This is a genomic window from Streptacidiphilus sp. ASG 303 (assembly GCF_020991365.1).
In the GTDB taxonomy this organism is placed as follows: Bacteria; Actinomycetota; Actinomycetes; order Streptomycetales; family Streptomycetaceae; genus Peterkaempfera.
The window spans coordinates 401,416-423,298 of the sequence record NZ_JAJLRA010000002.1 but is presented as its reverse complement, the minus strand read 5'-3'; the positions used below and the strand labels follow the sequence as shown (position 1 = coordinate 423,298).

The window sequence follows — 21,883 nt, the reverse complement described above, 5'->3', positions numbered from 1 at the left end:
CGGCCGCCGCGGCCCGGACCGTGCGGGGCGCCGCCCGGCCCCGGCAGGCGGCCGAGGCCCGGCCGCCGGAGGGACCCCCGGCTGTCCGCGGCGGCCGGGAAGGGAGAGGAAGGGAAGGGAGGAGGGTGACCATGGACGGTGCCGATCGTCCTGCTGAGCGCCGCAGGGGGGCGCCGGTCCTCGGCGGCCTGCTGGTGGGCGCCCTGCTGGCCGCCGGCACGGCCGCCGCCGCCCTGGGGGCGCTCTCCGGGGGCGGTGCGGCGCCGGCCCGGGAGCACCTCCCGCAGGTCAGGGTCCTCGGGGCCAGCCAGTCCGCCGACTGCGCCGCCCTCACCTCCGCACTCGACGCGGGACGCGCCGTCGACACCGCCCGGGCCGTCGCCTGCGACCGGCAGGAGTCCGCCGCGATGGAGGACCTGCGCCGCCAGGCCGGGCGGCTGGGGCTGCGCTCCGCCGAGGGCCCCAGCCCGACCTGCTCGGCCGTCGACCGGCGGGCCGCCGCCGGCGACCGGACCCTCGACCCCGGCCTCGCCCTCCACTGCCGCCGTCACGCGCGGTTCGCCGGCCGGGCCCACGAGCCCGCCGGCGCGGCCGGGCCGGGCGCCACCTCGTTCTGCCGCAGTGTCCGGTCCCGCCTGGCGCGCGGCCTGCCCGTGGCGCCCTTCCCCCGGGATTTCTGCGCCCACGGGCCCGGTGCCGCCGCGTCGCCCGGAGACTCCCCGGCGGTCCCCTTCCCGCAGCCGCCCGCCTCCGCCGGACCGTCCTCCCCGCCGGCGCCGCCCGGCGGGCGGGTCCGCGCGCCGGGCCGGGCCGCCCCGGTCCCGCGGGCCGTCCCGTCGGCCCCGACCACCGCCGCCCGGCCCGCCGGGCCCCGCTGACCCCGCGCGGACCGCCCCCGGCCCCTCGCCGGGGCCGCAGACGCCTCGCCGTCCCCTCACCGGCCTCACCGGCCTCCCACGGCCTCCGTCGGCCCTGTGGGCACTCCCGGCCCGTGGGCCCGCCCGGGGCGGCCCCGTCAGCCGCCGTACGCGGCCCGCAGGGCCGTCACCGCGGCCGCCAGGGCCTCGTCGTGGTCCAGGCCCAGGTGCCGGGCGCGTCCGGCGTACTCGGCGGCGGCGGCCGCCGCCCGGCGGTGGGCCGCGTCCCCGGCCGCCGCGATCACCGTGCCGTGCCGGCCCCGGGTCTCCACGACGCCGTCCGCCTCCAGCTCCCGGTAGGCGCGGGCCACCGTGTTCGCGGCCAGGCCCAGGTCGGAGGCCAGGGCCCGGACGGCGGGCAGCCGGTGGCCGGTGGGCAGCTCCCCGGAGCGGGCCAGCTCGGCGATCCGGGCGCGGACCTGCTCGTAGGGCGGGACGGGGGAGGACGGGTCGACGGTGATCTGCACGGTGCGGGTCCCTCGGGTTCGTTCCGGCTGCGGGTTCCGGCCGCCGGCGGCCCGGTCCGGTGGCGGACGGCGCGGCGCGGTGGCGGTGGACCCCATTGTGGCGGCAGCGCGGGCCGGGGCGGGCCGGGGCCGGAGGCTCCGGGACGCGGGCTCCGGGCGGGGGAGCCGGGCAAAGGCCGAGGGCCCGCCCCCGGCTGCTGCCGGGGACGGGCCCTGCTGGTGTGGCGACTGCTCCGGGGAGCGTCAGTGGTGGCCGTGGCCGCTGGTGATCTCGCGGTACTCCTCGGCGGTGGGCTTGGCGATCTGGCCCTCCTCGCCGAAGTAGCCGCGGGACAGCTTCGCCCGCAGCTTCTGCGAGCGCGTGATCTTGCGCTTGACGCCGTTCTCGTCCACCGCGGCGGGCAGCTCGACCGGACGGAGCTGGTCGTGCGCGGTCAGCTTGTGCAGCTGGGCCGGGCTGAGCGGCTCGTGGACCTCGATGAACTCGCCGTGCGGCAGGCGCTTGATGATGCCGCTCTCGCGTCCGTGCAGGACCTTGTCGCGGTCGCGCCGCTGCAGGCCCATGCAGATCCGCTTCGTGACGATGAACGTCAGGACCGGCACCACGAAGAACGCGATCCGCATCGTCCAGGTGATCGAGTTGATCGACATGTGGAAGTGGGTGGCGAACAGGTCGTTGCCGCCCGCGACCAGCAGGACGAGGTAGAGGCTGATCCACGCCGCACCGAAGGAGGTGCGGACCGGGGCGTTGCGCGGGCGGTCGGCGATGTGGTGCTCGCGCTTGTCGCCGGTGACCCAGGCCTCGATGAACGGGTACACCCAGATGGCCACGAGGACCAGCGGGAAGATCATCAGCGGGATGAACACGCCCAGGTTCAGGGTGTGGCCCCAGGCCCGGATCTCCCAGCCCGGCATGAGCCGGATGAGGCCCTCGGAGAAGCCCATGTACCAGTCGGGCTGGGCGTCGGTCGACACCTGGTCCGGGCGGTACGGGCCATACGCCCAGATCGGGTTGACCGTGGCGATCGCGGAGACCACCGAGGTCACGCCGAAGACCAGGAAGAAGAAGCCGCCGGCCTTCGCCATGTAGACGGGCATGAGGGGCATGCCCACGACGTTCTTCTCGGTCCGGCCGGGACCGGCGAACTGGGTGTGCTTGTGGTAGAAGACCAGGATCAGGTGGGCCACCAGCAGGCCCAGCATGATGCCCGGGATCAGCAGCACGTGCACGGTGAACAGGCGCGGGATGATGTCGTCGCCGGGGAACTGCCCGCCGAACAGGAACATCTGCAGGTAGGTGCCGACGATCGGCACCGCCAGGACCGCGCCCTCCATGAACCGGATGCCGGTGCCCGACAGCAGGTCGTCGGGGAGCGAGTAGCCCATGAAGCCGTCGAACATGCCCAGGATCAGCAGCATGGCGCCGAAGATCCAGTTGATCTCACGCGGCTTGCGGAACGCGCCGGTGAAGAAGACGCGCATCATGTGGACCAGCATCGCGGCCACGAAGAGGATGGCCGCCCAGTGGTGGATCTGCCGGATGAGCAGACCGCCGCGGACGTCGAAGCTGATGTCCAGCGTCGAGGCGTACGCCTCGGACATCCTGATGCCGTTCAGCGGCATGTAGGAGCCGTGGTAGACGACCTCGCCCATGCTCGGCTTGAAGAAGAGCGTGAGGTAGACGCCGGTCAGGATGATGATGATGAAGGTGTAGAGGCAGATCTCGCCCAGCATGAAGGACCAGTGGTCCGGGAAGATCTTCCGCAGGTTGGACTTGGCCAGGCTGTAGATGCCCAGCCGGCCGTCCGCCCAGTCGGCAGCCGCCTCGGCCTTGTTGGCCGGCTTCGCGCGGCTGCTGCTCGGCTTCGCGCCGCCTGAGGCGGCGCCGCTCGCGGCACTCATGCGCGCTCCCAGTAGCTCGGGCCGACGGGGGCGTTGAAGTCACCCGTGGCGATGAGGTTGCCGTCCGCGTCGGTCTTGATCTTCAGCTGCGGCAGGGGGTGGCCCGCCGGGCCGAAGATCACGCGGGCGCCGTCCGACAGGTCGAAGGTCGACTGGTGGCACGGGCACAGCACGTGGTGGGTCTGCTGCTCGTACAGGCTGATCGGGCAGCCCACGTGCGTGCAGATCTTCGAGAAGGCCAGGATGCCATCGAAGCCCATCTCGCGCGAGGGGCGGTCCTTGATGTCCTCCGGCGCGATGCGCACGAGCATGACCGCGTCCTTGGCGATGGCCTGCTGGAAGCCCTCGGACGCCTCGGAGAGGCCCTGGGGCTTGGCGAAGACCAGCGAGCCGACGGTGACGTCCTCGGCCTTGAGGGGCTCGTCGGTGTTCATCGAGACGAGCTTGATCGGCTTGGCGGGGGTGGCCGCGTCCCAGCCGGTGTGCTCCAGCTTCTTCCCGGGCAGCGGCCCGAGGTCGCGGAGCAGCACCACGCCGGAGAGCGGCACCAGGGCCATCGAGCCGATCAGCGTGTTGCGGAGCAGCTTGCGGCGGCCGAAGCCGCTCTCCTCGGCGCCCGCCTTGAAGTCGGAGATGACCTTGGCGCGGACGTCCTCGGGGGCCTCGATCGGGTGGCGCTCGTCGGCGACCTCGACGTCCGACATCAGCGTGCGGGCCCAGTGGACCGCGCCCGCGCCGATGCAGAACAGCGCCGCGCCCAGGGTGGTGCCCAGGGCGAAGTTCAGGCTGCTGACGTGGCCGAACGGCCAGATGAACACGATCTGGTCGATCGGGAAGACCACGTAGGAGGCGATGAAGCCGATGGTGGCCAGCATCGAGACCGTGAACAGCAGCGCGACCTGGCGCTCGGCGCGCCTCGCGGCGCGCTCGTCGATGTCCGTGCGGCGGACCTCGTGGGGCGGCAGCCCCGGGTCGGCGAACGGGTCGTCGTGGACGGCGACCTCGTGGCCCTCGGAGCCGCGGTGCTCCGGCAGCTTCTCTTCTGACATGTCGTGGCTCATGACTTCTTGGCCTTGGAGGTGTGGGCGGCGACCCAGATGGCGACGGCGATCAGGGCGCCGAGTCCGAAGATCCAGCCGAACAGGCCCTCGGTCACCGGGCCGAGGCTGCCGAGGTCCATGCCGCCGGGCGACGGGGCCTCGGCGGTGTGGCGCACGAAGGCGACGATGTCGCGCTTCTGCTTCTCGGGCATCACCGAGTCCGGGAACGCCGGCATGTTCTGCGGGCCGGTCTGCATGGCCTCGTAGATGTGCTTCGGGGAGGTGTTGTCCAGCGCCGGGGCGTACTTGCCGTGGGTCAGGGCGCCGCCCTTGCCCGCGAAGTTGTGGCACTGCGCGCAGTTGGTGCGGAACAGCTCTCCACCGGCGGAGACGTCGCCCTTGGCCGTGTCGTACTGGTCCTTGGTCGGGGCCACCGGCCCGGGGCCGAAGGACGCGACGTACGCGGCGAGCTGGTCGATCTGGGCCTGCGAGTAGATGTTCTTCTTCGCGGGCACCTGCGCGCCGGGCTGCTGGGCCGGCATGCGGCCCGTGCCGACCTGGAAGTCGACCGCGGCGGAGCCCACGCCGACGAGGCTCGGGCCGTCGGTGCCGCCCTGGCCGTTCAGGCCGTGGCAGGAGGAGCAGCCGACGGCGTAGAGCTTCTTGCCCTCCTCGATCGCGAGCGACTGCGAGGAGGAGTCGGCCTGCGCCGTCCCGGCGGGCGCGAACGCGGCGTACAGCCCCCCGGTGGCCGCCAGCGCGAAGAGTAGGACGACAAGCGCCGCCAGCGGGTGGCGCCGTCGTGCGGAGAGCTTTTTCACGGATAACCCCGGTGTCAGGATCTTGGTCGTCTGGGTGTCTGGTCGGCAGGCGGGTCGGCCCGGGACCGCTACTTGATCAGGTAGATGGTCGCGAAGAGGCCGATCCAGACGACGTCGACGAAGTGCCAGTAGTAGGACACGACGATCGCGGCCGTGGCCTGCTCGTGCGTGAACCGCCTGGCGGCGTACGTGCGGCCGAGGACCAGCAGGAACGCGATCAGTCCACCGGTCACGTGGAGCCCGTGGAAGCCGGTGGTCAGGTAGAACACGGTGCCGTACGGGTCCGAGGACAGCGACAGGCCGTCCTTCTTGACCAGCTCCGTGTACTCGAAGATCTGACCGCCGACGAAGATCGCGCCCATGATGAAGGTGACCGTGAACCACGACCGGAGCTTCTTCACGTCGCCGCGCTCGGCGGCGAAGACACCCATCTGGCAGGTGAACGAGGAGAGCACCAGGATCGTGGTGTTGGTCGCGGAGAAGGGGACGTTGAGCGCCGCCGCCTTCTCGTGCCAGAACGCGGGCCCCGTCACGGACCGGAGCGTGAAGTACATCGCGAAGAGGGCCGCGAAGAACATCAGCTCGGAACTCAGCCAGACGATGGTTCCGACGCTGACCATGTTCGGCCGGTTGACCGATCCGTGCGCGTGCCCGGTTTCTACTGCTGTTGCTGTCGCCACGTCCGACATTATGTCGGTCCCTTATTCAGCCTTCACTCCGGGGGTCCTCCCTCGGTGTGTCCGGTGGACGACGTACCCTCCAACGGCTCACGCGGGGTGTCGGCGGCCCTGATCGGGAGTACCATCCAGCAGCAGTCGAAGTGGTCCCGATCACATCCCGCCGAGCCCCGGGGGCACCGTCCATGGCGCACGAGACCGTCACCGTCCTCGTCTACAGCGACGACCGCACCACCCGCGAGCAGGTCCGCCTCGCCCTCGGCCGGCGCCCCGCCGCCGACCTGCCCGAGGTGGAGTACCTGGAGTGCGCCACGGCGCCCGCGGTGGTCCGCGCGCTCGACGCGGGGGGCGTCGACCTCTGCGTCCTCGACGGCGAGGCGGCGCCCGCCGGCGGCATGGGCCTGTGCCGCCAGCTGAAGGACGAGATCTACCAGGCCCCGCCGGTGCTCGTCCTCATCGGCCGCCCGCAGGACACCTGGCTGGCCGCCTGGAGCCGCGCCGACGCCGCCGTCCCCCACCCCGTCGACCCGGTCGCGCTGGCCGGCGCCGCCGCCGAACTGCTGCGGGCCCGTACCGCCGGACGGGCGCACGCCGCCTCCTGAGCGCCCCCGGCCGGGCCCGGACCCGCGGCCCGGGCCCGGCGCGCCGAAGCCCTCCGGCCCGTCCGCACGGTGGGACGGGAGGCCCGGCTCCGGGCGTCGCGCCTCCCCGGCTGGATAGGGTGGGCCTTCTCCTCTCCCATCTGTCCCGAGGCGAAGGCTGGAGTTGGTCATGGCGAACGTGTCACCTGCGTACGGAGGCGTCGACCCCGTGCAGGCACGGTCCTGGCCGGACGTCCTCGCTGCCCTGCTGCAGCGCCAGGACCTCACCGCGGCCGACACCTCCTGGGCCATGGACCGGATCATGAGCGGGGAGGCCACCCCGGCCCAGGTCGCCGGCTTCATGGTGGCGCTGCGCGCCAAGGGCGAGACCGTGGACGAGGTCGGCGGCCTGGTCGACGCGATGTACGCCCACGCCGAGCCGCTGGAGATCCCCGGACCCGCCGTCGACATCGTCGGCACCGGCGGCGACCGGGCCAGGACCGTCAACATCTCCACCATGGCGGCGATCGTCGCCGCGGCGGCCGGCGCCAAGGTCGTCAAGCACGGCAACCGCGCCGCCTCCTCCGCGAGCGGCTCCTCCGACGTCCTGGAGAAGCTCGGCATCTCCCTCGACCTGTCCGCCCGCCGGGTGGCCGAGGTCGCGGAGGAGACCGGCATCACCTTCTGCTTCGCGGCGAGGTTCCACCCCGCGATGCGGCACGCGGCCCCGGCCCGCCGCGAACTGGGCGTCCCCACCGCGTTCAACTTCCTGGGCCCGCTCACCAACCCGGCGCGCGTCACCGCCTCCGCCATCGGCTGCTTCGACCCCCGGATGGCCGGGATCATGGCGGGCGTGCTCGCCCGGCGCGGCTCCACCGGCCTGGTCTTCCGCGGTGACGACGGCCTCGACGAGCTCACCGTCACCGGCACCTCCCACGTCTGGGTGGTCCGCGACGGCGCCGTCACCGAGACCGCCTTCGACCCGCGCGACCTGGACATCCCGCTCGTCGGCATCGAGGCGCTGCGCGGCGCCGACGCCTCCCACAACGCCGAGGTGGCCCGCCGCCTGTTCGCCGGCGAGCGCGGGCCGGTGCGGGACGCGGTGCTCCTCAACGCGGCGGCCGCCCTCACCGCCCTGGACCTCACCGGTGCGCCGCTCACCGGGCAGCTGGCCGCGGGCGTCGCCCGCGCGGCGGAGGCCGTCGACTCCGGCGCCGCGCAGCGGACCCTGGAGCGCTGGGCCGCCGCCACCCAGCGGGGCTGACCCCGCCGCGCCGGACCCGCTCCGCAGGCCCGGCCGCCGCCGCACCTCCCGTCCGCATCCCGGACGGCGGCTGCGGGGGCGGCCGGGCCCTGGCATACTCCTCGGCAGGTCACGAGTGACAGCCACCAAGGCCCCGGCCGGCTGTCCGGCAACCCTCCGTCCGTGGCGGGGTGCCCCGGGTGAGGACCGGGCCGTGCGGCAGACGCCCCGCGGCAAGCGCGGACCCCTCGTGCCACGTCCGGGGGTCCTGTCCCGAGGAGTCCACCCGTGAAGCAGCGAATGCGCTAGAGGCCGCAGGCCTCCCCTCCCCACGGCCGGATCCGTGCGCCCCCGTCCGCGCGCCCTCCCCGGCCCCGGGGCCGACCCCCTCGCAGCCCTCCCGGCTGCACCACCCGTCCGGTGCGGCACCGCCGCGCCACGGTCGGCCCTGCCCGCGCCCGTCCGGCGCCCGCCCCCGCACGCCTTCGCGCCCCCTGGAGCACCGCCATGACCGTCCGTTCCGCGTACGCCGCCGCCCCGGCCGCCGCCGTCCCGACCGCCGTTGCCCCGACCGCCGTTGCCCCGGCTGCTGCTGCCCCGGCCGCCGCCGACGCGCCCCTGCCGGTGCTCGGCACCGACGTGGAGGTCCCCCTCGCCGACGGCCGCCGGGTGCCGTACGCCGCGCTCGACCAGGCCGCCAGCGCCCCGGCCCTGCGCCGGGTCTGGGACGACGTCGCCGCCTACGCCCCCCTCTACGGCAGCGTGCACCGCGGCGCCGGGTACCTCTCCCAGCTCTCCACCGACCTCTTCGAGGAGAGCCGCCGGACGGTCGCCGCCTTCCTCGACCTGCGCGACGGCGACCAGGTCGTCTTCACCCGCTCCACCACCGACTCCCTCAACCTGCTGGCCTCCGCCGTGCCCGCGGGCACCCGCGTCCTCGTCTTCGAGACCGAGCACCACGCCGCGCTGCTGCCCTGGCGCCGCGAGGGGATCACCCTGACCTGCCTGCCCGCCCCCCGCTCGCCGCAGCAGGCCGTCGCCGCCGTGGAGGAGGCGCTGGCGGACGGCCCGGACGGGCCCGCGCTGCTCTGCGTCACCGGCGCCTCCAACGTCACCGGCGAGGTCTGGCCGGTCGCCGAGCTCGCCGCCGCCGCCCACCGCCACGGCGCCCGGGTGGTGCTGGACGCGGCCCAGCTCGCCCCGCACGAGCGGGTCTCCGTGCGGGAGCTGGGCGTGGACTGGGCGGCCTTCTCCGGCCACAAGCTCTACGCGCCGTTCGGCGCGGGCGTGCTCGCCGGGCGCGCCGACTGGCTGGACGCCGCCGAGCCGTACCTGGCCGGGGGCGGCGCCAGCCGCACGGTAGCCCGGCAGGCCGGCGGCGCGCTCGCCGTCGACTGGCACCGCGGCCCGGCCCGCCACGAGGCCGGTTCGCCCAACGTCGTCGGCGCCCACGCCGTCGCCTCCGCCTGCCGGGCGCTCACCCAGGCGGGCTTCGAGGCGCTGCGGGCCCGCGAGCAGCGGCTCCTCGCCCGGCTCCGGGAGGGGCTGGCGGAGGTCCCCGGGGTGCGGGTGCTCACCCTGTTCGGCGAGGACCACCCGCGGGTCGGGGTGCTCTCCTTCACGGTCCGCGGCTGGAACAGCTCGCACGTCGCCGCCGCACTCTCCGCCGAGTACGGCATCGGGGTGCGCGACGGCCTCTTCTGCGCCCACCCGCTGGTGCGCACGCTGCTCGGCGGTACCGGGGAGGAGCCCTCCGCGTGCGGCGCGCCCGACGCGTCCCTCCCCGGCGGGCGGAGCCTGAACGCGGTGCGGGTCAGCTTCGGGGCGGGCACCCCCGACGAGCACGTCGAGCGGTTCCTGGCGGCGCTGCGGGAGCTGGTCGCCGAGGGCGCCCGCTGGTCGTACCGGACCGAGGGCGGCCGCTGCGTGCCGGACACCCGCCGCCGCTGACCGGCGCCGCCGGCCGCCGCCCCCGCCCCCGGGCCCGGGGGGCGGGATCGGCGAGCCCCGGGGGCGGGACCGGCGAGCCCCGGGGGCGGGACCGGCGGGGCTACTCGTCCAGGCCCAGGGCGAAGGCCGTCTCCAGGTCGTGCTGCGAGTAGGTGCGGAAGGCGATGTGCGTCTCGGTGTGCAGCACGCCGGGGACCTTGTTGAGCCGACCGGGGATCACCTCGGCGAGGTCCTCGTGCCGGCGCACCCGGACCATCGCGACCAGGTCGTACGTGCCGGTGACGGAGTAGACCTCGCTGACGCCGTCCAGGGCGGCGACGGTCTCCGCGATCTCGGGGATCCGGTCGACGGTGGTCTTGATGAGCACGATCGCGGTGATCACACAGGTCTCCTGGGCGGAAGGGGGGACGGCCGTCAGCCAGCGTACTGAGCCCGGCCGGCCGGAGGGGTGCAGGGTGCCGGGCCGTGCCCCCGGCGGGGCTCGGGCACCGGCCCCGTTCAGACGGGGTCGGGGTCGGCCTCGCGGGGCGGGGCCGGGTCCGGCGCCGGTGCGGCCGGTGGCGCCGGCGGCAGCGGGGCGCGCCGCCGCCGTCCGTACAGGAGCCACGTGCAGACGAACCCCCCGGCGAAGCCGATCACGTGGGCCAGGTAGGCGACACCCGGCGCCGCCCCGTCCTCGGAGTGCGCCAGCCACCACTGCACCGCGAACCACGACCCCAGCACCAGCCAGGCGGGGAAGCGCAGCGGCAGGAAGAGCAGCAGCGGCACCAGGCTGGTCACCCGCGCCCGGGGGTGGAGGCGCAGGTACGCGCCCAGCACCCCGGCGATCGCGCCCGACGCCCCGATCAGGCTGCGGACGGCCTCCGCGGTGTGGATCTCGGCCAGGGCGTACCCGTACGCCGCCAGCGCCCCCATGCCCAGGTAGAAGCCGAGGAAGCGCAGCCGGCCCATCCGGTCCTCGACGCTGTTGCCGAAGACGAGCAGGAAGAGCAGGTTGCCCAGCAGGTGCAGCCAGCCGCCGTGCACGAAGAGCGAGGTGACCGCCGAGAGCACCGGCACCTTCCCCCGCACGGGGGCCGGCGGGCAGCGCGGGGCGCCGGGGGCGGGGGGCGGGAGCTCGGCGGGGGAGAGGACGCGGTTGGTGAGCAGCTCCCGGGGGACGGCCCCCCACCGCTGGTCGTACCGCTGCACGGCGCACGCCCGCCGCTGCGCAGGGCCGGGCGACGGGTCGAGGCCGGAGGCCGGGCCGGCGGCGAAGACGACGGCGTTCACCGCGATCAGCGCGTAGGTCACCAGGGGCGGCCTGCGGACCGGGTTGTCGTCGTGCACCGGGATCACCATGGTTCGCAGCATGCCTCGGCGCCGCCGGGCCGACACGGCGGGCTGGTGCGGACGGGCGAGCCCCGCGCCCCGCACCGGGGCGGCCCCCGGGGCCGCGGCGCGACCGCGGGCGCCGTGCGGACCCGGGCCCCCCGGGCCGGTGCGTCCCGAGGTGCGAACGCGGTGCCCGCGGGCGGCGCCGCAGGCCATAGGGTTTGCGTACGCGATCGACCGGGACGACCGAGAGGACCCTCCCATGCCTGTCCCCGTGCCCACCGAAGCGACCCGTTGGCGCTGCACGCTGTGCGGCAACCTGACCCGCTTCGACGTCACGCGGTCCTCCCGCGTGGTGGAGTTCGTCCACCTCGACCTCGCCGGCGAGTCCCGCGTCGAGGAGCGGCAGGTGCTGAGCGAGACCGTGGAGTCGGTCCGCTGCCGCTGGTGCAACGCGGTGGACCAGGTGGAGCTCGTCGACCGCCCGGGGGCCGCCGAGACCGCGGCCGCGCAGGAGGCGGCCGGCCGGCCGGGCGGGGAGTCCGCGGGAGGCGCTCCGCAGGGCTGACGGCGCGGTTCGGGCGGCGCGGCGCCGGGCAGGAACCGGCACGCGGGACAATGCGGGGGCGGTGTACGGGGAGGCGCCTGACAAGACGGATCGGAGTCGAGGACGTGGTGGACAGAGCTGGGGCGGCCGCCGGGCCGCAGGGGCGGACCCCTGTGCGGAGCGCGGACGGCGGCACCGGGCACGGGACGGACGCCGGTCCCGGCCCGTCCGGCGCTCCCGGCACCTCCGCTCCCGGCAGCCCCGCTCCCGACGCCGCCGCTCCCGGCAGCCCCGCTCCCGACGCCGCCGCTCCCGGCAGCCCCGCTCCCGACGCCGCCGCGCCCGGCACCGCCCCGGTCCCGGCGGGGCCGCCGCCCGCCGCCGGTCCCGCCGTCCGGCCCGCCTCCGGCCCTGCCGCCGGCACGGACCCGCACCCCGGCGCGGCCGGCGGGGGCGAGCAGCTCGACCGCCCGCTGCCCGAGGCCGTGCGCCGCCGCGTCGTCGGCATAGCGGCGGACGCGCTCGGCAGCCTGCCCGCCGCCGAACTGCCCGCCGGCCTGCGCCCGTACGCCAAGTTCACCCCCGCCCGGCGGGCCCGCTACGCCGCCACCGCGCTCGCCGCCGCCCTGGCCGCCGAACCGGCCTTCCGGCTGCGGATCGCCGACCGGCTGCGCCTCGGCCAGCCCGAGCTGGTGCGCTCGCTGGAGGCCGGCGCCGCCCCCGCCGCCGCCGACCCCATGGACGTCGCCGCCGCCGCGTACCTGGTGCGCCCGCCGGGCTGGAGCCGCCTGGTGGCCGAGGCCGGCGAGGAGGCCGAGCGGGCCGGTGCGGAGGGCAGTGCCGCCGAGGCCGCGCGCCTGGCGGAGAAGCTCCAGGCCGAGCTGGCGGCGCTGCGCTCCTCCTCCCGGGCCGACGCCGACCGGCTGCGCGCCGAACTGGACGCCGCCCGGCGGGAGTCCGAGACGCTGCGCAAGCGGATCCGCAGCCTGGAGAGCGACACCCGCAGGGCGGAGGCCGCCACCCGCAAGGTCGCCGCCGAGCTGGAGACGGCGCGGGTCGCCGCCCAGGCCGAGCGCAGCGCCGCCGAGGGCGAGGCGCGGCGGCTGCGGCACCGGCTCGCCGAGGCCGAGTCGGCCCTGGAGGCGGCCCGCCGCACGGCCCGTGAGGGCCGCAGCGCCGACGACATGCGGCTGCGGCTGCTCCTGGACACCGTGCTGCACGCCGCGCAGGGCCTCCAGCGGGAGCTGGCGCTGCCGGTCTCCGGTCTGCGCCCGGCCGACCTGGTGGAGGCGGTCGCGCCCGCGTCGGCGTCGCCGCACGACGTCGCCCGGCGGGCGCTGGCGGAGGACGACCCGGCGCTGCTCGACCAGCTCCTGGCACTGCCGCAGGTCCACCTGCTGGTGGACGGGTACAACGTCACCAAGACCGGCTACCCCTCGCTGCCGCTGGAGCAGCAGCGGGTCCGGCTGCTCGGCGGGCTGTCCATGCTGGCGGCGCAGAGCGGTGCCGAGGTGACCTGCGTCTTCGACGGGCAGGACCTGGACGCGCCGGTGATCATGGCGCCGCCCCGGGGCGTGCGGGTGCGGTTCAGCCGCACCGGGGAGACGGCGGACGAGCTGATCCGGCGGCTGGTCCGGGCCGAGCCGGCCGGGCGTCCGGTGGTGGTGGTCTCCTCCGACCGCGAGGTGGCCGACGGGGTGAGGCGGGCGGGGGCGCGGCCGGTCTCCTCCGCCCTGCTGCTGAAGCGTCTCGTCCGCACCTGAGCGGGCCGGGGGCCGGCGGCCGCCCGGGGCGTGGCCGTGCCCGTCCCCCGGGGCGTCCGGAACCGCCTCCGCGGGCGGGACGGCGGGCGGGGCGGTCCGCCCGGCGGCGCCGCCCGGGCGCGGCGGTGCGGAGGGCGCCGCGGTGGGCGCCGCGGTGGGCGGGGAGGGCGTCGGGGCGACCCCGGCGGGCCGCCCACCGGTCCCGGAGGCCCCACCGGTCCCGTGCGTCGGCTGACCCCGCACCAGGAGGCCGGACGGAAGCGGCAATGCGGACACAACGGACGTGACGGTTTTTCCGGATACGGGCCGTCGGCAGGTCCCTAACGATCGGCTCTCGGTTATGTCACGGCTACCGCCCGTGTCACTTCCGAACAAATACCGCTCCCGCCGGGAGTTTTTACCTACAAGGATTTGAACGGATCACAGTCGAGTTACTAGTGTCTGGCGTCGAGCCACCGCACGGCGATCACCCGACCGGGTGACGGCGGGGGCTCCCGCCGAGTTCGAGATGCGGCAGGGCAGCTGTGCCCTCCTCCAGGGGACGCCGTCGGATCGGAGCCGGGGAACCACCTTCCTCGGGGTGAATCGGCGTCAGAGCCGGCTTCGCAGCGGCTGAGACGTCGTAGGGCGCCTTCCAGGCCCGAACCCGTCAGCTCACCCGGTAGGCGGCCGTTGGAAGAATGGAGCCCGCCTTCGTGGCGACCCACCGCCGTCCCAAGCAGCCGAGCCGCGCGCGGATCTCCGTCCTGACCGCCGCCGCCGCCACCGCCGTCGCGATCTCCGCGCAGGCCGGAGCCGCCAGCGCGGCCCCGAAGCCGACCAAGGAGTCCGTGAAGGCCCAGGTCGACAAGCTCAACGAGCAGGCCGAGGTGGCGACGGAGAAGTACGACGGCGCCAAGGAGAAGCAGCACGAGCTGCAGAAGCAGGTCAACGACCTGCAGGACCAGGTCGCCCGGCAGCAGGCCGAGGTCTCCACCATGCAGGGCACGCTGGGGCAGCTCGCCTCCTCCCAGTACCGCTCGGGCGGCATCGACCCGACCGTGCAGCTGATGCTCTCCTCCGACCCGAGCCAGTTCCTGGACAAGGCGTCCTCGCTGGACCAGGTCAGCGCCCAGCAGGCCGACACCCTCCGCCAGCTGCAGGAGAAGCAGCGCAAGCTGGACCAGGACAAGGCCGAGGCGCAGCAGAAGCTCGCCGAGCTGGACAGCACCGCCAAGGAGCTCAAGGACGCCAAGAGCGAGGTCCAGCAGAAGCTCTCCAAGGCGCAGTCCCTGCTCAACACGCTCACCGCGCAGGAGCGTGCCGCGCTCCAGGCCGCCGAGACCGCCGCGGCCCAGCGCGCCTCCCGCGCCGCCCAGCGCACGAACCTGAGCACCGGCGGCGGCAGCGCCAGCACCGTCGGCGCCTCCAGCTACGCGGCCGCCGCCATCCGCGCCGCGGAGACCCGCCTGGGCTCGCCGTACGTCTACGGCTCCACCGGCCCGTCGACCTTCGACTGCTCCGGCCTGATGCTGTGGGCCTACAACCAGGCCGGCGTCTCGCTGCCGCGCACCTCGCAGGCCCAGGCCGGCGCCGGCACCTACGTCGGCACCAGCATCGCCGACGCCAAGCCCGGCGACCTGATCATCTACTACCCGGGCAGCATGAGCCACGTGGGCATGTACGTGGGCAACGGGCAGATCATCCACGCCCCGCACACCGGCGCGGTGGTCCGCTACGAGTCCGCGACCGTGATGCCGATCGCCAAGATCGTCCGCATCTGACGCACCGTCGGCCCCGTCCAGGGCCCGGCACCCCCTCGGGGTGCCGGGCCCTCGGCGTTCCGGACCGGCGCGTACGAGCCGTGCGCGCCGGTCTTCGCGCCCCTGGCCCGCCCGCGCCGGCCCCTCCAGCAGGGCTTTCCGAAGAGGGGTCAAAAGTTATGACAAACGGCAATTTGGACAGACGGGGCCGCTGTCACTAGCCTCTGCCCCCGGACCACCGCCCCTCCGGGGGCGGCAGGACGAAGGGAGCGCACCCGCGTTGGCCACCCACCGACGTCCCCGGCAACCCGGCCGGACCCGTGCCGCCGTGCTCACCACGGCCGCCGCCGGCGCCCTCGCCCTGTCCGCGGCCGCCGCCGCGCAGGCCGCCCCCGGCACCCCGGGCGCCCCGGCCGCCCCGCCCCGGCAGCCCTCCGAACAGGACGTCAGGCAGCAGGTCGACGCGCTCTACGCCCAGGCCGAGGCCGCCACCGAGCGCTACGACGGCGCCCGCGAGCGCCTCCGCACGCTCCGCACCGAGGCCGCCGACCTCCAGGACCGGCTCGCCCGCGGCCAGGACGCGGTCAACCGCATGCTCGGCGACCTCGGCCAGGTCGCCGGCGCCGAGTACCGCTCCGGCGGCATCGACCCCGGCGTGCAGCTGATGCTCTCCTCCGACCCCGCCCACTACCTCGACGGCGCCACCGTGGTGGACCGCCTCGCCGCCCAGCAGGCCGACGCCCTGCGCGAGGTCACCGCCCGGCAGCGCGCCCTGGCCCAGCAGCGCGCCGAGGCGGACGCCCGGCTCGCCGAGCTCGAACGGGTCCGCAGCTCCCTCGCCCGCGACAAGCGGCAGATCCAGGACCGGCTCGGCCGGGCCCGCGCCCTCCTCGGCACGCTCAGCGCCGCACAGCGCGCCCGCCTCGCCGCGGACGACGCCCGCGGGGCGGAGCTGCGCGCCGGCCGCGGCGCGGGGCGCACGGCCCTCGCCGCCCTCCCGGCCCCCGCCGACAACCGGGCCGCGGCCGCCGTCGCCGCCGCCACCTCCGCCCTCGGCTCCCCGTACTTCTTCGGCGCCGCAGGCCCCCACGCCTTCGACTGCTCCGGGCTGACCTCCTGGGCCTGGGCGAAGGCCGGAGTGGCCCTGCCCCGCACCTCCCAGGGCCAGGCGGGTGCGGGCCGCCGCGTCCCGCTGGCCGACGCCAGGCCGGGGGACCTCGTCATCTACTACGGTGACATGCACCATGTCGGCATGTACGTCGGAGGCGGCACCATCATCCACGCGCCCTACCCCGGAGCCCGGGTCCGCTACGAGCGGGTCGACACCATGCCCGTCGCGGCCGTGGTGCGCGTCTGAGCGCGACCGGGGCGGACGCGGCAGGAGCGGCCCCCGCCATACCGGGCGGCGGCCGCCGGATCGGCCGCCGGGGCGCGCTGCTGCTCGCCGCCGGCGGACTCCTCCAACTGTCCCCGCTGCGGGCCCCGTCACCCGCCCCCGTCCGGCCCGCCCCCGCCGGCGCCCGGCCCGCCGCCGCGCCGCCGGAGGCCCGGCGCGAGGTCGAGGCCCTGCTCGCCCGCCGGGCCGACGCCGTCCTGCGCCGCGACCCCGCCGCGCTCGCCGCCACCGCCGCCCCGGCCCTGCGCCCCCTCCAGGACGGGCTGCTGGAGCGCACCGCGCAGGTGCCGCTGGCCGCGTACGCCCACCGCCTGGTGCGCCTCGAGCGCACCGCCGCCGGCCTCGCCGCCGAGGTGCAGCTCGACCACCGCATCGCCGGCTACGACCGCCTCCCCGCCAGCGCCACCCGGCGCCTCGCGCTCGTGCCCGCCGGAGGGCGCTGGCTGGTGGCCGCCGACGACCCCGTCGGGAGCGCCCTGCTGTGGGACCTCGGCACGGTGCGGGCGGTGCACGGCCGGCACTCCCTCGTCCTCGGCCTCGCCCCCGAGGACGACCTCCGCGCCCTCGCCCGGGAGGCCGACCGCGCCGTCCCCGCCGTCGGCGCCGTCTGGGGCGCGGGCTGGGCCGGGCGGCTGCTGCTGTACGCGCCCGCCTCGCTGGACCAGCTCGCCCGCCTGCTGGACGCCACCGCCGCCGAGTACCGGAACATCGCCGCCGTCACCACCGCCGCGCCCGGCGCCCCCGCCGCCCCGGCGGACCGCATCCTGGTGAACCCGGAGGCCTACCACGGGCTGAGCACCCTCGGGCGCCGGGTCGTCACCGCCCACGAGGCCGTCCACGTCGCCACCCGGGCCGCCACCCGGCCCTGGACGCCGCTGTGGCTCTCCGAGGGCGCCGCCGACTGGACCGCCTACCTCGGCGCCGGGCGCACCGCCCGCCTGGTCGCCCCCGAACTGGCCGCCGACGTCGCCGCCGGGCGCCTGCCGCGGGCGCTGCCGGCCGACGCCGACTTCGCCACCACCGCGACCGGCCTGGCCCAGGCCTACGAGTCGGCCTGGTTCGCCTGCGACCTCGTCGCCCGCCGCCACGGCCCGCAGCGCCTGACCGCGCTCTACCGCGCCGTCGCCGCCGGGGGACCGCCCCCCTCCGACCGGTCCGCCGACCGCGCCGCCGTCGTCGACCGCGCCCTGCGCCGCACCCTCGGCACCGGCCTCGACGCCTTCACCCGGGACTGGCGCGCCGCCCTGCGGACCGCGCTCGGCTGAGCACCGGCCGCCGGCCCTGCGCGGCCCTCCTCGCACGGGCGGCGCCGCTTTGCGATGCTTGGCCCTGCCGGGCGACCGGCCGCGACGGGAGGCGGGAGGCAGCGGGTGGACGCCGACGGGGTCAGCAGCAGGGACGGGGCCGACGGCAGGGGCAGGGCCGACGGCAGGGACGGGGCCGGCGGCGCGGACGGCGGCGACGCGGACGGCGGCGGCGGTGTGAACGGCGGCGGCGGCGCGGACGGCCGCGGGTACCGGGACTTCACCCCCGAGGAGGCCGCCCGCGGGCGCGCCCTGCGCCGGGCGCAGACCCCCTGGGTGCTGGGCGGCCGGCTCGCCGGCCTCGCCCTGACGGCCTGGCTCGGCCTCACCGGCGCGGGCGCGGCCCTGGTGACGGCCGTCGGCGGCCTGCTCGGCGGGACGCGGACCGCCCAGGTCCTCGGCGGCGCCGCCGCGCTGGTGCTGCTCGGGGAGGCCCTGCGGCTCCCGTTCGCCGCCCGGGTCCGCGTCGTCCGGCGCGGGTACGGGCTGGTGACGCAGGGCTGGGGCGGCTGGGCCGTGGACGTGCTGCGCGGCCTGCTGCTCACGCTCGTGCTCGTGCTGCCCGCCGCGTACGGGGTGTACGCGCTCACCGCGTGGTCACCGCAGCGGTGGTGGCTGCCGGCCGCCGGCGCGGCCGCGGTGCTGGCCGTCGCCCTCTCGTTCCTCTTCCCGCTGGTCGTGGAGCCGCTCTTCAACCGCTTCACGCCGATGCCGGACGGCGCGCTGCGCACCGCCCTGCTCGACCTGGCCGGGCGCGACGGCGTGGCCGTCCGGGAGGTCCTGGTGGCGGACGCCTCCCGCCGCACGACGGCGCTGAACGCCTACGTCTCCGGCCTCGGCGCCACCCGCCGCATCGTCGCGTACGACACCCTGCTGACCACCGCCGGGCCGCGCGAGGTGGAGCTGGTGGTCGCCCACGAGCTGGGCCACGTGGTCCACCGCGACGTGCTGCGCGGCACCCTGCTGGGCGCGGCGGGCGCCGCGGCCGGCGTCTGCCTGCTGGGCCTGCTGCTGTCCCTGGAGCCGCTGCTGGGGGCGGCGGGCGCGGCGGACGCCGCGGACCCGCGGTCGCTGCCGCTGCTGGCCGCCTGCGCCGCGCTGGCCGGAGCCCTGGCCGGGCCGCCCCGGTGCGCGGTCAGCCGCCGCATCGAGGCCCGCGCCGACCGGCACGCCCTGGACCTCACCGGCGACCCCCGGGCGTTCGCCGCCATGCAGCGGCGCCTCGCGGTGGCCAACGTCGCGGACGTCGACCCGCCGCGCGTGCTGGAGCTGCTCTTCGCCACCCACCCGAGCGCGGTGCGGCGGATCGCGGCGGCCCGGGCGTGGGAGTCAGCGCGGGGCGGAGCGGTCGTCGCGCGCCCAGGAGGGGACGCCGCCTGAGCGGGCGGCGCCCGACCGGGCCGGGGCCCCGGAGCCCGCGCCGCCCTGCTCCTCCGGGCCGTCCGGCCTCTCCAGGCCGTCCAGGAGGTGCTTCTCGTACACGATGCCGGGACGGACGGTGTACGCGACGGTCTCCGCCTCGAAGGGGTCGCCGGCCCGCGTGTGCACCTCGGACCCCGCCTCCCACTCCCCGGTGTCCGCCTCCGGCCGCGGCCGCCGGGCCGTGGAGCGCCACAGCCGGGCGCAGGAGAGCACCGTCGCCGCCAGCAGCAGCAGGTTCCGGGCGGTCAGCAGCGCCACGCCGCTCGGCGAGGAGGAGACCACCGGGCCGAACATCACCGGGAACTCCAGCACCGTCAGCCCCGAGGCCAGCAGGATCAGCACCGCCACCGGCCGCTGCGTCGTCCCCCGGGCCGTCAGGCAGACGGCGGCCAGGCCGATCAGCCACACCAGGTACTGCGGGCTGACCACCCGGCTGGTGACGGTGAACACCAGCAGCGCCGCCAGCGCCGCGTCGTACGGGGTGGCCGCCCGCCGCTCCCGGGCCCGCAGCCGCCACAGCAGCAGCCAGCCGAAGCCCAGCGCGGTGGCGCCCAGGGAGATCCGGCCGATGGTGTGCACCCAGGGGCCGAGGAACTCCACCGACCCGTAGTTGAGGGCGACCTCCCCCTGCCACCGGCCGGCCAGCCGCGCCCAGTGGACCGGCAGCGCGCCCAGCGACTCCACCTCCACGCCGCGGTCGCGCTGGAAGGCGAGGAACCGGAAGGCGCCGTTCATCGCCGCCGCCAGGAGGAAGCCCAGGCCCGCGGCGGCGGCCGCGGCGGCCGTCCAGGTGCGCCGGGTCCGGCGGCCGCGGGGGGTGCCGAGCACGGCCAGCAGCGGCCAGACCTTCAGCAGCCCGCCGACGCCGAGCAGCGCGCCGCCCAGCCGGGGGCGGCGGGCGGCGGCCAGCAGGCCCGCGACGGCGACGGCGGTCACGACGATGTCGTAGCGGGCGTAGACGGTGGGGCCGAGCAGCGGAACCGCCACCACCCACAGCCACGCCCCCGCGTACCGGCGGCGGCCGCGGACGCCCGCCCGCACCAGCAGCAGCATGGCGAGGGCGTCGAAGGCGCCGGCGAGCACCATGAAGGACGTCAGGTACGACCACGGCAGCAGGCCCGGGGCGAGGATCACCAGGGCCGCGCCGGGCGGGTACTGCCAGGTGACGTCGTCCAGGGGGAAGGTGCCGGTCCGCAGCACCTCGTACCAGCCGTGGTAGATCACCGACACGTCGGTGGTGACGTCGAGGTCGGAGATCCGCCACACGCCCAGGCACATCAGCACCACGAGGACGCGGGTGGCGACGAAGGACAGGCCGAGCGCCCACAGCGGTCCGGCGGCGGTGCGCGGCCCCGGCGCGGCCGGGGGGAGGGGGCCAGGGGACGGCGGGAGGGGCCGTGTGCGGGCCGGGGAGGGGGGACTGGCTTCTCCGGGCTCTGCCGACTCCACAGGTGCATCCCTCACTCGGTCGCGGACGGCCTGCGTCGGGGGGACGTCCCGGCCGGTCGGGCGAGCGTACCGCCCCTTGTCGGGACGGGGACAAGGTGTTTCCCGGTTCCCGCGGGCGCACGGTCCTGACCTATGGTACGGATCACCATGCAGAAGACCCTCATCGTCACCAACGACTTCCCGCCCCGGCCCGGCGGCATCCAGCAGTTCGTCCACAACATGGCGGTGCGGCAGGCCCCGGGCAGCGTGGTGGTGTACGCCTCGACGTGGCGCGACGGCGCGGAGGCCGCGCGCTTCGACGCGGAGCAGCCCTTCCCCGTGGTCCGCGACCGGACGCGGATGATGGTGCCCACGCCGCGCGTGGTGCGCCGGGCCGCGGAGATCCTGCGGGCCGAGGGGTGCACCTCGGTCTGGTTCGGCGCCGCCGCCCCCCTGGGCCTGATGGCGCCGGCCCTGCGCCGGGCGGGCGCCCGCCGCCTGCTGGGCATGACCCACGGCCACGAGGCGGCCTGGGCGCAGCTGCCCGGCTCCCGGCGGCTGCTGCGCCGGATCGGCGCGGGCACCGACGTCCTCACCTACCTCGGCGAGTACACCCGCTCGCGGATCGCCGCCGCGGTCGGCCCGGAGGCGGCGGCCCGGATGGCGCAGCTGCCGCCCGGCGTGGACGAGAAGACCTTCCACCCGGGCTCGGGCGGTGCGGAGGTCCGCCGCCGGCTGGGGCTGGCGGACCGGCCGGTCGTGGTGTGCGTCTCCCGGCTGGTGCCGCGCAAGGGCCAGGACACCCTGATCCGGGCGCTGCCGCGGATCCTGGCCCGGGTGCCGGACGCGGTGCTGCTCGTCGTGGGCGGCGGCCCCTACCGGGCCGACCTGGAGAGGCTGGCGGACGCGGTCGGGGTGCGCGGGTCGGTCCGGTTCACGGGGGCGGTGCCGTGGGAGGAGCTGCCGGCGCACTACGGCGCGGGCGACGTCTTCGCCATGCCGTGCCGCACCCGGCGCGGCGGGCTCGACGTGGAGGGCCTCGGGATCGTGTACCTGGAGGCGTCGGCGACCGGGCTGCCGGTGGTGGCGGGCGACTCCGGCGGCGCGCCGGACGCGGTGCTGGAGGGGGAGACCGGGTACGTCGTGCCGGGGCGCTCGCCGGATGCGGCGGCGGACCGGATCGCGGAGCTGCTGCTCGACGAGGGCCTGCGGCGGCGGATGGGGGAGCGGGGGCGCCGCTGGGTGGAGGAGTCCTGGCGCTGGGACCTGCTGGCGGGGCGCCTGGCGGAGCTGCTGCACGCGGACTGAGCCGCGCCGGGGCCGGGCGCGGAACGGCCGGGGGGCCGCCGGCGGTCGCCGGCGGCCCCCC

20 protein-coding genes and 2 riboswitches are annotated in these 21,883 nt (G+C 76.5%); of the genes, 11 read left to right on the top strand and 9 right to left on the bottom strand.

What is annotated here, in order from left to right:
• The first annotated feature begins 131 nt into the window (after nt 1-131).
• Nucleotides 132-878: a hypothetical protein gene (locus LO771_RS04550; protein WP_230648264.1), complete on the top strand. Its 747-nt coding sequence runs from the start codon at nt 132-134 to the stop codon at nt 876-878.
• Nucleotides 879-1,015: 137 nt separating this feature from the next.
• Here the strand turns inward: LO771_RS04550 and LO771_RS04545 are convergent, their stop codons facing one another.
• The 5 genes from LO771_RS04545 to LO771_RS04525 all read right to left on the bottom strand — a co-directional run bounded on the left by LO771_RS04545 (nt 1,016) and on the right by LO771_RS04525 (nt 5,836).
• Complete coding sequence (locus LO771_RS04545; RefSeq protein ID WP_230648263.1) at nt 1,016-1,384, bottom strand: GntR family transcriptional regulator; 369 nt, start codon at nt 1,382-1,384, stop codon at nt 1,016-1,018.
• A 243-nt stretch (nt 1,385-1,627) separates the two neighbouring features.
• Nucleotides 1,628-3,286, bottom strand: coding sequence for a cytochrome bc complex cytochrome b subunit (locus tag LO771_RS04540; RefSeq protein WP_230648262.1), 1,659 nt, complete (start codon nt 3,284-3,286; stop codon nt 1,628-1,630).
• The gene (locus tag LO771_RS04535; protein WP_230648261.1) at nt 3,283-4,347 is read right to left on the bottom strand and encodes a ubiquinol-cytochrome c reductase iron-sulfur subunit; all 1,065 of its coding nucleotides are present in this window, start codon (nt 4,345-4,347) and stop codon (nt 3,283-3,285) included. The genes LO771_RS04540 and LO771_RS04535 overlap by 4 nt, the downstream gene beginning before the upstream one ends.
• A complete protein-coding gene (locus LO771_RS04530) occupies nt 4,344-5,147 on the bottom strand; it encodes a c-type cytochrome (protein ID WP_230648260.1) in 804 nt (267 codons plus the stop codon). The genes LO771_RS04535 and LO771_RS04530 overlap by 4 nt, the downstream gene beginning before the upstream one ends.
• 68 nt (nt 5,148-5,215) lie before the next feature.
• Nucleotides 5,216-5,836, bottom strand: coding sequence for a heme-copper oxidase subunit III (locus LO771_RS04525; RefSeq protein ID WP_230648259.1), 621 nt, complete (start codon nt 5,834-5,836; stop codon nt 5,216-5,218).
• Between the two features lie 173 nt (nt 5,837-6,009).
• On the opposite strand from LO771_RS04525, the gene LO771_RS04520 reads away from it, so the two are divergent.
• The 3 genes from LO771_RS04520 to LO771_RS04510 all read left to right on the top strand — a co-directional run bounded on the left by LO771_RS04520 (nt 6,010) and on the right by LO771_RS04510 (nt 9,598).
• Nucleotides 6,010-6,426 (top strand): hypothetical protein, encoded by a 417-nt coding sequence (locus LO771_RS04520; RefSeq protein WP_230648258.1) that lies wholly within the window; start codon nt 6,010-6,012, stop codon nt 6,424-6,426.
• A gap of 169 nt (nt 6,427-6,595) precedes the next feature.
• A complete protein-coding gene (gene trpD, locus LO771_RS04515; RefSeq protein ID WP_230648257.1) occupies nt 6,596-7,669 on the top strand; it encodes an anthranilate phosphoribosyltransferase in 1,074 nt (357 codons plus the stop codon).
• Between the two features lie 107 nt (nt 7,670-7,776).
• Nucleotides 7,777-7,894, top strand: a riboswitch (SAM riboswitch).
• Between the two features lie 261 nt (nt 7,895-8,155).
• Nucleotides 8,156-9,598, top strand: coding sequence for an aminotransferase class V-fold PLP-dependent enzyme (locus LO771_RS04510; RefSeq protein ID WP_230648256.1), 1,443 nt, complete (start codon nt 8,156-8,158; stop codon nt 9,596-9,598).
• A 100-nt stretch (nt 9,599-9,698) separates the two neighbouring features.
• Here LO771_RS04510 and LO771_RS04505 read toward each other — a convergent pair whose 3' ends face one another.
• Nucleotides 9,699-9,980: an Lrp/AsnC family transcriptional regulator gene (locus LO771_RS04505; protein WP_230648255.1), complete on the bottom strand. Its 282-nt coding sequence runs from the start codon at nt 9,978-9,980 to the stop codon at nt 9,699-9,701.
• A 116-nt stretch (nt 9,981-10,096) separates the two neighbouring features.
• Entirely contained in the window at nt 10,097-10,939 is an 843-nt protein-coding gene (locus LO771_RS04500) for a rhomboid family intramembrane serine protease (RefSeq protein WP_230648254.1), read from the bottom strand.
• 235 nt (nt 10,940-11,174) lie between these two features.
• Here LO771_RS04500 and LO771_RS04495 point away from each other — a divergent pair, with 235 nt between their 5' ends.
• From LO771_RS04495 to LO771_RS04480, 4 genes are all read left to right on the top strand, one after another.
• Complete coding sequence (locus LO771_RS04495; protein ID WP_230648253.1) at nt 11,175-11,480, top strand: hypothetical protein; 306 nt, start codon at nt 11,175-11,177, stop codon at nt 11,478-11,480.
• Nucleotides 11,481-11,584: 104 nt separating this feature from the next.
• Nucleotides 11,585-13,222, top strand: a complete 1,638-nt coding sequence (locus LO771_RS04490) for an NYN domain-containing protein (protein ID WP_230648252.1) — start codon at nt 11,585-11,587, stop codon at nt 13,220-13,222.
• 532 nt (nt 13,223-13,754) lie between these two features.
• A riboswitch (cyclic di-AMP (ydaO/yuaA leader) is annotated at nt 13,755-13,906 on the top strand.
• Nucleotides 13,907-13,917: 11 nt separating this feature from the next.
• Nucleotides 13,918-14,985 (top strand): C40 family peptidase, encoded by a 1,068-nt coding sequence (locus tag LO771_RS04485; RefSeq protein WP_230648251.1) that lies wholly within the window; start codon nt 13,918-13,920, stop codon nt 14,983-14,985.
• A 307-nt stretch (nt 14,986-15,292) separates the two neighbouring features.
• Nucleotides 15,293-16,321, top strand: coding sequence for an NlpC/P60 family protein (locus tag LO771_RS04480; RefSeq protein WP_308188837.1), 1,029 nt, complete (start codon nt 15,293-15,295; stop codon nt 16,319-16,321).
• Between the two features lie 128 nt (nt 16,322-16,449).
• On the opposite strand, the gene LO771_RS04475 is transcribed toward LO771_RS04480, so the two are convergent.
• Nucleotides 16,450-16,668 (bottom strand): hypothetical protein, encoded by a 219-nt coding sequence (locus tag LO771_RS04475; RefSeq protein ID WP_230648392.1) that lies wholly within the window; start codon nt 16,666-16,668, stop codon nt 16,450-16,452.
• Here LO771_RS04475 and LO771_RS04470 point away from each other — a divergent pair.
• Nucleotides 16,645-17,625: a hypothetical protein gene (locus LO771_RS04470; protein WP_230648249.1), complete on the top strand. Its 981-nt coding sequence runs from the start codon at nt 16,645-16,647 to the stop codon at nt 17,623-17,625. The genes LO771_RS04475 and LO771_RS04470 overlap by 24 nt on opposite strands.
• 105 nt (nt 17,626-17,730) lie before the next feature.
• Complete coding sequence (locus LO771_RS04465; protein WP_230648248.1) at nt 17,731-19,044, top strand: M48 family metalloprotease; 1,314 nt, start codon at nt 17,731-17,733, stop codon at nt 19,042-19,044.
• Here the strand turns inward: LO771_RS04465 and LO771_RS04460 are convergent.
• Nucleotides 18,994-20,535, bottom strand: a complete 1,542-nt coding sequence (locus LO771_RS04460; protein WP_374228062.1) for a glycosyltransferase 87 family protein — start codon at nt 20,533-20,535, stop codon at nt 18,994-18,996. The two genes, LO771_RS04465 and LO771_RS04460, sit on opposite strands and share 51 nt — an antisense overlap.
• 147 nt (nt 20,536-20,682) lie before the next feature.
• Here LO771_RS04460 and LO771_RS04455 point away from each other — a divergent pair, with 147 nt between their 5' ends.
• Complete coding sequence (locus tag LO771_RS04455) at nt 20,683-21,822, top strand: glycosyltransferase family 4 protein (protein ID WP_230648247.1); 1,140 nt, start codon at nt 20,683-20,685, stop codon at nt 21,820-21,822.
• Nucleotides 21,823-21,883 lie beyond the last annotated feature (61 nt).

What these genes read in the sequence shown, in the direction of transcription:
- LO771_RS04550 (WP_230648264.1), top strand. Translation starts at nt 132, where the DNA reads ATGGACGGTGCCGATCGTCCTGCTGAGCGCCGCAGGGGGGCGCCGGTC.
- LO771_RS04540 (WP_230648262.1), bottom strand. Translation starts at nt 3,286, where the DNA reads ATGAGTGCCGCGAGCGGCGCCGCCTCAGGCGGCGCGAAGCCGAGCAGC.
- LO771_RS04535 (WP_230648261.1), bottom strand. Translation starts at nt 4,347, where the DNA reads ATGAGCCACGACATGTCAGAAGAGAAGCTGCCGGAGCACCGCGGCTCC.
- LO771_RS04525 (WP_230648259.1), bottom strand. Translation starts at nt 5,836, where the DNA reads ATGTCGGACGTGGCGACAGCAACAGCAGTAGAAACCGGGCACGCGCAC.
- LO771_RS04520 (WP_230648258.1), top strand. Translation starts at nt 6,010, where the DNA reads ATGGCGCACGAGACCGTCACCGTCCTCGTCTACAGCGACGACCGCACC.
- trpD (WP_230648257.1), top strand. Translation starts at nt 6,596, where the DNA reads ATGGCGAACGTGTCACCTGCGTACGGAGGCGTCGACCCCGTGCAGGCA.
- LO771_RS04510 (WP_230648256.1), top strand. Translation starts at nt 8,156, where the DNA reads ATGACCGTCCGTTCCGCGTACGCCGCCGCCCCGGCCGCCGCCGTCCCG.
- LO771_RS04500 (WP_230648254.1), bottom strand. Translation starts at nt 10,939, where the DNA reads ATGGTGATCCCGGTGCACGACGACAACCCGGTCCGCAGGCCGCCCCTG.
- LO771_RS04495 (WP_230648253.1), top strand. Translation starts at nt 11,175, where the DNA reads ATGCCTGTCCCCGTGCCCACCGAAGCGACCCGTTGGCGCTGCACGCTG.
- LO771_RS04455 (WP_230648247.1), top strand. Translation starts at nt 20,683, where the DNA reads ATGCAGAAGACCCTCATCGTCACCAACGACTTCCCGCCCCGGCCCGGC.